Source organism: Paenibacillus lautus (assembly GCF_050482385.1).
GTDB lineage: Bacteria > Bacillota > Bacilli > Paenibacillales > Paenibacillaceae > Paenibacillus_AQ > Paenibacillus_AQ lautus_B.
In genome coordinates this window covers 232,114-240,153 of record NZ_JBCNHV010000019.1, presented here as the reverse complement: position 1 = coordinate 240,153, position 8,040 = coordinate 232,114, and the positions used below count along the sequence as shown (strand labels likewise).

The 8,040-nt window shown below is 54.9% G+C and carries 9 protein-coding genes; 8 read left to right on the top strand and 1 reads right to left on the bottom strand.

The window, feature by feature from the left end:
• Window positions 1–180 precede the first annotated feature (180 nt).
• Window positions 181–723, bottom strand: coding sequence for a GNAT family N-acetyltransferase (locus tag ABEW73_RS23760; protein WP_430173385.1), 543 nt, complete (start codon window positions 721–723; stop codon window positions 181–183).
• Between the two features lie 268 nt (window positions 724–991).
• Between ABEW73_RS23760 and ABEW73_RS23755 the strand changes: the two genes are divergently transcribed.
• From ABEW73_RS23755 to ABEW73_RS23720, 8 genes are all read left to right on the top strand, one after another.
• Window positions 992–1,870: a LysR family transcriptional regulator gene (locus ABEW73_RS23755; RefSeq protein ID WP_430173383.1), complete on the top strand. Its 879-nt coding sequence runs from the start codon at window positions 992–994 to the stop codon at window positions 1,868–1,870.
• A gap of 139 nt (window positions 1,871–2,009) precedes the next feature.
• Complete coding sequence (locus ABEW73_RS23750) at window positions 2,010–2,846, top strand: transporter substrate-binding domain-containing protein (protein ID WP_430173382.1); 837 nt, start codon at window positions 2,010–2,012, stop codon at window positions 2,844–2,846.
• A gap of 32 nt (window positions 2,847–2,878) precedes the next feature.
• Window positions 2,879–3,664, top strand: coding sequence for an amino acid ABC transporter permease (locus ABEW73_RS23745; RefSeq protein WP_430173380.1), 786 nt, complete (start codon window positions 2,879–2,881; stop codon window positions 3,662–3,664).
• Window positions 3,661–4,371, top strand: coding sequence for an amino acid ABC transporter permease (locus ABEW73_RS23740; RefSeq protein ID WP_430173379.1), 711 nt, complete (start codon window positions 3,661–3,663; stop codon window positions 4,369–4,371). Before ABEW73_RS23745 ends, ABEW73_RS23740 begins: the two co-directional genes overlap by 4 nt.
• Complete coding sequence (locus ABEW73_RS23735; protein ID WP_430173378.1) at window positions 4,368–5,120, top strand: amino acid ABC transporter ATP-binding protein; 753 nt, start codon at window positions 4,368–4,370, stop codon at window positions 5,118–5,120. Before ABEW73_RS23740 ends, ABEW73_RS23735 begins: the two co-directional genes overlap by 4 nt.
• Before the next feature lie 13 nt (window positions 5,121–5,133).
• On the top strand, window positions 5,134–6,150 hold the full coding sequence (locus tag ABEW73_RS23730; protein ID WP_430173377.1) for an LLM class flavin-dependent oxidoreductase: 1,017 nt from the start codon (window positions 5,134–5,136) through the stop codon (window positions 6,148–6,150).
• A 43-nt stretch (window positions 6,151–6,193) separates the two neighbouring features.
• The gene (locus tag ABEW73_RS23725) at window positions 6,194–7,399 is read left to right on the top strand and encodes a M20 peptidase aminoacylase family protein (RefSeq protein ID WP_430173375.1); all 1,206 of its coding nucleotides are present in this window, start codon (window positions 6,194–6,196) and stop codon (window positions 7,397–7,399) included.
• Window positions 7,400–7,566: 167 nt separating this feature from the next.
• Entirely contained in the window at window positions 7,567–8,034 is a 468-nt protein-coding gene (locus tag ABEW73_RS23720) for a DinB family protein (protein ID WP_430173374.1), read from the top strand.
• Window positions 8,035–8,040 lie beyond the last annotated feature (6 nt).

Sequence of the window (8,040 nt, the reverse complement as noted above, 5' to 3'; positions counted from 1 at the left end):
TGATACCGAAGGTGTCAGCTTCCGGCTTTAGCCGTGGGAGTCTCAAGAAACGAATGTTCACATTCCAACAATGGAACGAATCGACTATGAAGACAGACGGATAAATGTACATAAAAAATAACCGGACGCATTCTCCATATTCAGGAGAAGATGTCCGGTTATGCGCGTATGACCTGGATTTCACACGGCGCTTTGCAGCAGCAGGGAGCCGGGCAGTTCGATCCGGTATCCTTTGACAAGGGTTTCTCCGTTGAATGTATCCGTGTCATATGCCCGCTCAAAGCCGAGCCGCTCATAAAGCTTCACCGCAGAGGCCATCATGTCGGAGGTATGAAGATTCAGCGTGGTTGCGCCGAGCTGGATCGATCTGCGCGCGGCCTCTTGAATCAGAAGTGTGGCGATGCCGCGTCCCCGGGAACCCGGAGATACGGCTAGAAGGCGGATAATGGGCGAGTGGATCCCCATTTCCGGTTTTCCGTAAGCGGCCTCCGAGGAGAGGAAGAGCTGGACGCTGCCGACGATTTCCCCGCCAAGCTCGGCGACGATCCGGGCATGCGGCGCATGGCTGTACGCGGAGTTCCTGATGGAATCCCGATATTCCTCCCATCGCTCCGTAGACAGATCGAAGGCATACTGCTGATAGGATTCCAGCATTACAGCCGCAACAGCCTCTCGTTCCCACTCATGGGCATCCCGTATGATCACTTTTTCCATTGAATTCATCGCTCCATCTCCTTTTTTAGGTCATTATAATTTCAGCGGATACGGTCATATCCTGATAAGGTGAGATTAGTATAGCAGCTTATTCCCATTAAACACATTGGAAAACAAAAATATTGATGTCATCATTAAAAAAATCTATAAGCATATTTGGATTGACAATAATTTGCCAACTGCCTAAGATAAGGATAATTTATAAGGAAATTGCGGCTCTAAAACCATCTATATTCATTGGAATAGTGAGTATAATCATGTTTCCGGAGGTGTTAGCTTGAACATCGAAAATATCGAGGCTTTTGTCTACATCAATCACTACGGCAGCTTCAACAAGGCGGCAGACGTTCTATTTCTGTCCCAGCCGACGGTGACCGCACGCATCCAGTCGCTGGAGAGGGAGCTCGACTGCAGGCTGTTCGACCGTTTGGGTAAACAGATTCATCTGACCGACAAAGGCAAACAGTTCCTTCCCTATGCCCAGCAGATCCTCCAAACCTTCCAAAAAGGGAAACACCATCTTCAATCCAAAGTCTCCATACCCAATGAGCTCAGAATCGGAAGCACGGTTTCGGTATCCAATTACTTAATGCCTTATCTGCTTATGGTGCTCAACCGCCGGTTTCCCGAGATGAACTTCAAGCTGACGACAGGCCCGACGGAAGAGCTGGCCGGCAGGCTCTCGTCCAAGGACATCGATCTGGCCTTCGTCCGCAAGCTGATGAATCCTGCTTTTCAATCCTATCCGTTCTTTGAAGATCCCATCCGCCTGTATGTATATAAGGATCATCCACTCGCTGCGGCCGGGAGAGCCTCGATTCGGGACATTCGGCGTGAGACGCTGGTCTTCTTCGAGTGCGGTTCGCTGGATTGGCTGCAGATTCACCGGGTATTCGAGAGTTTGGAACAGCCGCCGAACATCGTGTTTCAAGTGGATAATTCCGAGACAGCGAAGAAGCTTGTGCTGGGGCGGGCGGGGATCTGCTTTCTACCGGGGCTTTGCGCTCAGGAGGAGGTAGCCGAGGGAAGCCTGATTCCCGTGGATATCGCCGAGACGGCAGGCATTTCCCTGCAGACCCATCTCATCTCCTTGAACGGGCAGAATAATGAGTTTCTGGCTTCCTTGCTGGAGCTCGGCCGTGAATTGTCCTATTGATGAATTGCATGGATGAATAGAAAAACTCTATTAGACGCGTTTCCCAAATCGCGGTAAAGTTAGTGACAACATAATTCTTACTAAATCTATAGGAATTATTAAATTGCGGATGGGGACAAGAGCGAAAGGGGATGAGGTCGTGAAAAAATCAATCGTAGCAGCTGTTGTCATCGCATTGGCAGGGGTGATCGCCGGATGCGGAGCAGACACGAAGAGCGGAGATGCGAAGAAGGACAGCACGGTGAACGCGGCGGAAGGAAAAGTAACGACGATTGTTGTCGGCACGGGCACGGCCTTCCCGAGAATTTGCTTTATTGACGAGAATGGTAAGCTGACCGGCTTTGACGTTGAGCTGGTGCGGGAGATCGATAAACGTTTGCCGGAGTATGAGTTCGAGCTGCAGACCCAGGAGTTCTCCAATCTGCTGCTGAGCCTGGAAACGAAGAAAATTGATTTTGTAGCCCACCAGATGGAGAAGAATCCGGAGCGAACGGAAAAGTACCTGTTCAATAAAGAACCTTACGCCCATTGGCGAAATAAAATCATCGTCGCCAAGGAGAATGACTCCATTCAATCGCTGGATGATTTGAAGGGGAAAAAGGTGCTGACCGGTGCAACCAGTGCGGCTGCTCAGATTCTGGAAAACTACAACAAGGACCATAACGATGCGATCCATATTGTCTATCAGAATGGTGCGGCGAATGATACCGTAAGCCAGATTACGACAGGCCGGGTGGTTGCATCCGTTGGGGCGGACTTTACGCTGCCGCTGATCGACCCACAAGGAAAGCTGAAAACAACGGGAGATCACTTGTCGGAGGCCGACATCCTGTTCGTATTCCGCAAGGATGACCCGGACAGCCAGAAGCTGTCGGATGCGGTTGACGATGCGATCAGGGAGCTTAAATCGGATGGAACGCTGACTAAGCTGAGCAAGGAATGGCTGGGCGACGACTTCACGTCGTCGAATCCATGATGAGATAACGATGCAAGAAGGGAGAAGGATTCATGGGTGCACCGTTCGATTTCTCGTATGTGCTTAGCTTTTTGCCTAAACTCTTGTCGACCTTAGGCGTCACGATGCTGATCGTGGCAGGCTCTCTGCTGGTGGGGATCGTCGTTGGATTTCTGATTGCCCTTCCCCGCCTGTACCGGATCCCGGTGCTGAACGCGTTCGCCAAGGTGTACATTTCGTTCTTCAGGGGAACGCCGATCCTGATCCAGCTCTTCTTGTTCTATTATGGTCTGCCGGAGATCCTGAAGCTGGTTCATATCGACATGTCACGGGCGCCTGTCATGGTATTCGTGATCCTGACCTACGGGCTTCATACCGGAGCTTTCATGTCGGAGATGATCCGGGCCTCGGTAACGGCGGTGGACAGGGGACAGGTAGAGGCAGCGTATGCCATGGGGATGAAGGGGCATCAAGCCTTCCTTCGGATCGTCCTCCCCCAGGCGCTTGCGATCGCCGTTCCGGTATTTTCGAATATGGTGATTGCCCTGCTGAAGGATACTTCGCTGGCGTTTACCCTCGGCCTTATGGAGATGACAGGAAAAGCGCAAACGCTGGGCAATATCACCCAGCACTTTATCGAAGCTTACCTGGCGCTGGCTTTCATCTATCTTGTCATCAGCTTTACGTTGGAGAAACTGCTGCTGCGTGCGGAACGGCGCCTGATGCGCCATGAGGTTCCGGAGTCGGAAGCCCGTGAGAGATTCCGTATGCAAAAGAAAGGGTCCTACCGCCGCATCATTGCCGGAATGAGACCCGAAAAAGGAGGCGCGGAGCTATGAAAATCGATCCATCCTTCATATGGACGGCATTCGTAAACTTGCTGTCCGCGATCCCGACAACGCTGTTGATCACCGCCGTATCGGTTACGGCCGGATTTATGATTGGGCTAATCGCGGCGTTTGCCCGGATCTATAACGTGCCGGTGCTCAGCCAGATCGCTGCCGCCTACGTGACCTTTATCCGGGGCACTCCCATGCTGACGCATCTGCTGCTGATCTATTTCGGGCTGCCGGTGCTGGTGGATGCGCTGTCCGCTCAGATGGGCTGGGGTTTTACGTCATCCTCCATTCCAATGATCTGGTTTGCGTTCATATCGTTCTCGATTACGGCAGGCGCGTATATGTCGGAAGTGATCCGCTCCGGCCTGCTCGCGGTAAATCGAGGGCAGCTGGAGGCAGCTTATTCAATCGGCATGACGACGTGGCAGGCGCTGCGCAGAATCGTCTTCCCCCAAGCCTTGGCTGTCAGCCTACCAAACCTGTCCAATTCGGTCATTGGCATGCTTCATGGCTCGACCTTGGCATTTACCGTGTCGGTGGTGGACATTAACGCGCAGGCGCAGATCGTGGCATCGACCAATTGGAAGTTCTTCGAATCCTATCTGGCCGCGGCAGCTATTTTCTGGGGGCTTACACTCCTCATCGAAAGACTGACCGCAGTCATCGAGAAACGAATCAATCTCTACAATCGGGGGGGCGTCGCATGATTCAATTGACCGATATTTCAAAATCCTACGGCAAGAACGCGGTGCTGAATTCGATTGATCTGACGGTGAACAAAGGGGAAGTGGTGGTCATCCTTGGGCCGAGCGGTTCGGGCAAAACCACGCTGCTGCGCTGCGTGAATTATCTCGAGAAGCCGAATGGCGGCAAGATTGCCATCGGCGATTACCAGCTCGATTGCAAGCGCGCCACGAAGAAGGAGATCCATGAACTCCGCCAGCGATCGGCTATGGTGTTTCAGCAGTACAATCTGTTCAAACATAAGACGGCGATCGAGAACGTGATGGAAGGCTTGGTCGTTGTCAAAAAAATACCGAAAGCCGAGGCGAGGGAGAGGAGTGTCACCCTGCTCGAAAAAGTCGGTCTGGCCGATAAGCTGGATGCTTACCCGAGTCAGCTCTCGGGCGGACAGCAGCAGCGGGTGGGCATTGCCAGGGCACTGGCCCTAGAGCCGGAGGTGATCCTGTTCGATGAGCCGACGTCGGCGCTCGACCCGGAGCTTGTGGGCGAGGTGCTTGCGGTCATTCGCAAAATCGCGAAGGAAGGAATCACCATGATCGTGGTGACGCATGAGATGGGTTTCGCGAGGGATGTGGCGAACCACGTTGTGTTTATGGACGAGGGCGTGATCGTGGAGCAGGGGACTCCGTCCGAGCTGTTCCATCATCCGCGGGAAGAACGAACCAAGCAGTTCCTGAAGCGGATCACGCCTGAGCTTAACTACAGCATTTAGGAGGCCAATGAATATGGGGATTACGATAAGCGTGCTTGACCAAAGTCCAATATATCCGGGCGAAACGGCAGCGGAGGCGTTCACGCATACCGTGCAACTTGCTCAAAAGTCAGAGGAGCTCGGCTTCCGGCGCTTCTGGGTATCCGAGCATCACGATTCGGACCAAGTAGCAGGGTCTTCGCCGGAAGTGCTCATTTCTTACCTGTTAGCTAAAACCCAAACCATTCGCGTGGGTTCCGGCGGCGTCATGCTGCAGCATTACAGCCCCTACAAGGTAGCGGAGAATTTCAACGTGCTGGCCGCGCTCGCGCCGGGACGCGTGGATCTGGGCATCGGGCGCGCACCAGGAGGTTTGCCGCGCAGTACGCAGGCGCTGCAGCGGGACGTGCATGAGCACGCATCGTTAACGGATAAGATCGTCGAGCTAAGCCAATTTGTGCATAACACGCTGGAGGAGGATCATCCGCTCGCCGGACTGCGTGCCGCTCCGCTGCCGGAGACCGCCCCTGAGCTGTACCTGCTGGGGGCCAGCGCAGGCAGCGCGGAAATTGCGGCCGGACTCGGCCTGCCCTATGTGTTCTCCCTTTTCATCAACGGGGATGAATCCGCAGCGCTGGAGGCTATTCGTGTTTACCGAAGCACGTTTGACTACTCCCATGGCAGGGAACCGGAGATTCTTGTCGCTCTGTCCGTGATCGTGGCCGATACGGAGGCGGAAGCGGCAGAGCTGGCAGGGTCGCTGAAGCTGGTGAAGATTCATTTGGCCAGCGGCCGGACGCTGACACTGGGGACGAGGGAACAGGCGGAAGAATTCGGACGCCAGGCAGGTGAGTCGTATACGATCGAGGAGCAAGAGCCGTTCATCACCAAAGGTACGAAGGAGATCGTGCGTGAACAGCTGCTCCGGCTTCAACAGGCTTCCGGCGTTGACGAAATCATCGTCACCAGCAATATCCAGCCGTTTGCCAAACGAATCCGCTCATTCGAGCTGCTGAGCGAGGCGTTGGCAGAGGTTCCTGCCGAGGCGTAATGGAATCGGTCATAGGCACGTGACTATTTAGGAGGTTTTACGAATGCCAAGCGATGTTTTATCCACTGACATAGACATTAATCGATTTATTGAGATTCGGCGTCATCTGCACCGGTACCCGGAGCTGTCGAATGAGGAGTTCGAAACGACGCAGCTGATCAGGGGCTGGCTTGAGGAAGCAGGGATACGGGTCACGGAGTATCCGCTCGCCACAGGCGTAATCGCCGAAGTCGGCGGACTTCAGGAGGGGCCGATCATTGCGCTGCGGGCGGATATCGACGCCCTGCCGGTCCAGGAAGAGACGGGACTCCCGTACGCCTCGACGCTTCCCGGCAAAATGCATGCCTGCGGGCACGATTTTCATACCGCTGCCCTGATCGGGACGGCGTATGCCCTGAAACAGCGGGAGCAGGAGCTGAGAGGAACCGTGCGGCTGATCTTTCAGCCGGCCGAGGAGAAAGCCAAAGGCGCGAAGCAGGTCATCGAGAGCGGGGCGCTCGAAGGCGTGCAGGCGATCTTCGGCATGCATAACAAGCCGGACCTGCCTGTCGGGACCATCGGCATTAAGGAGGGCCCGCTGATGGCCGCCGCCGACGGCTTCGTGGTTGAAGTGGCGGGCAAGGGATCCCATGCGGCCGTCCCGGAAGCGGGCCATGACCCGATCGTGACCGCATCGCATATCATTACGGCGCTCCAGTCGATCGTAAGCCGGAATGTGAGCCCCCTGAAGAGCGCTGTCATCAGTGTCACGAAGCTGCACAGCGGGACCGCGTGGAATGTGATCCCGGAGAAAGCGCTGCTGGAAGGAACTATCCGCACCTTCGATGACGACGTCAGACTGCAGGTGCTTGAACGATTCAGCCAGGTGGTTCAAGGCGTGGCCGCAGCTTTCGGAACGACGGCTGCCGTGCGCTGGATCGAGGGACCGCCGCCGGTCCATAATGACCGCAAGCTGGCGGAGCTCGGTTATGTCGCCGCCGCCGAAGCGGGATATGAGGCGGTGATACCGGTTCCTTCGCCGGCCGGAGAGGATTTTGCGGTGTACCAGCGTGAGGTTCCCGGCTTGTTTGTTTTCATGGGGACGGCAGGCACGCAGGAGTGGCACCATCCGGCGTTTGATCTGGATGAGCGGGCGATTCCGGTCAGCATCGATTTTTTCACGAGGCTAGCGAAGCGGGCGCTCGGGCATTACCGTTCCGGCGAGGAGACTTCGCCATCACCATCGTCATCACCATCACCATCGCCATAAGGAGTTCCTTCTGCCGTTGTCATTTGAAAGTAAGCACCTGTTCATGTTTCAAGCGCATTACCGTTATGAGGCCCCGAACATGAACCGTAGCGCGATGTGAAGAGCAGCTTCTTGTTGTTGTTTATTATCGGGAAAGTCATTATCGAGTTTGTAATGGAGGAGATCGAATGAGCGAGTTCCCTATCGAAGCCTTTGTTAATACGCATGATCAGCTGCTGGACGCCGTCGTCGGCCTTAGCGAGGATCAGCTCCAATGGAAGCAGGCACCGCACATATGGAGCGTACAGGAGGTGCTCTCCCATCTGGTGGATCACAGCATCGTGATCTCGTTCCGGATTCGGGACATTCTGGCCGGGACAACGGCCCAACTGCCTGCGTTCAATCAGGATGCCTGGGTCAACGGCCAATATTCGAACGAAGGCAGAGCCGCGGATATTTTGGAAGCATTCCGGGCGCTGCTGCACTACAACAGCTTGCTGCTTCGCCGCTTGAGCGCAGCCGATACGGCCAAAACCGGCATCAATTTCAAAGGGGAGACCGTCAGCGTCTCGGATATCGTCAGCGGGTTTACCCGCCACGTACAGAGTCATCTCGGACAGATCGAACGCATTAAACTGGCTGCAGCCCCCGTGTGAGCAGAT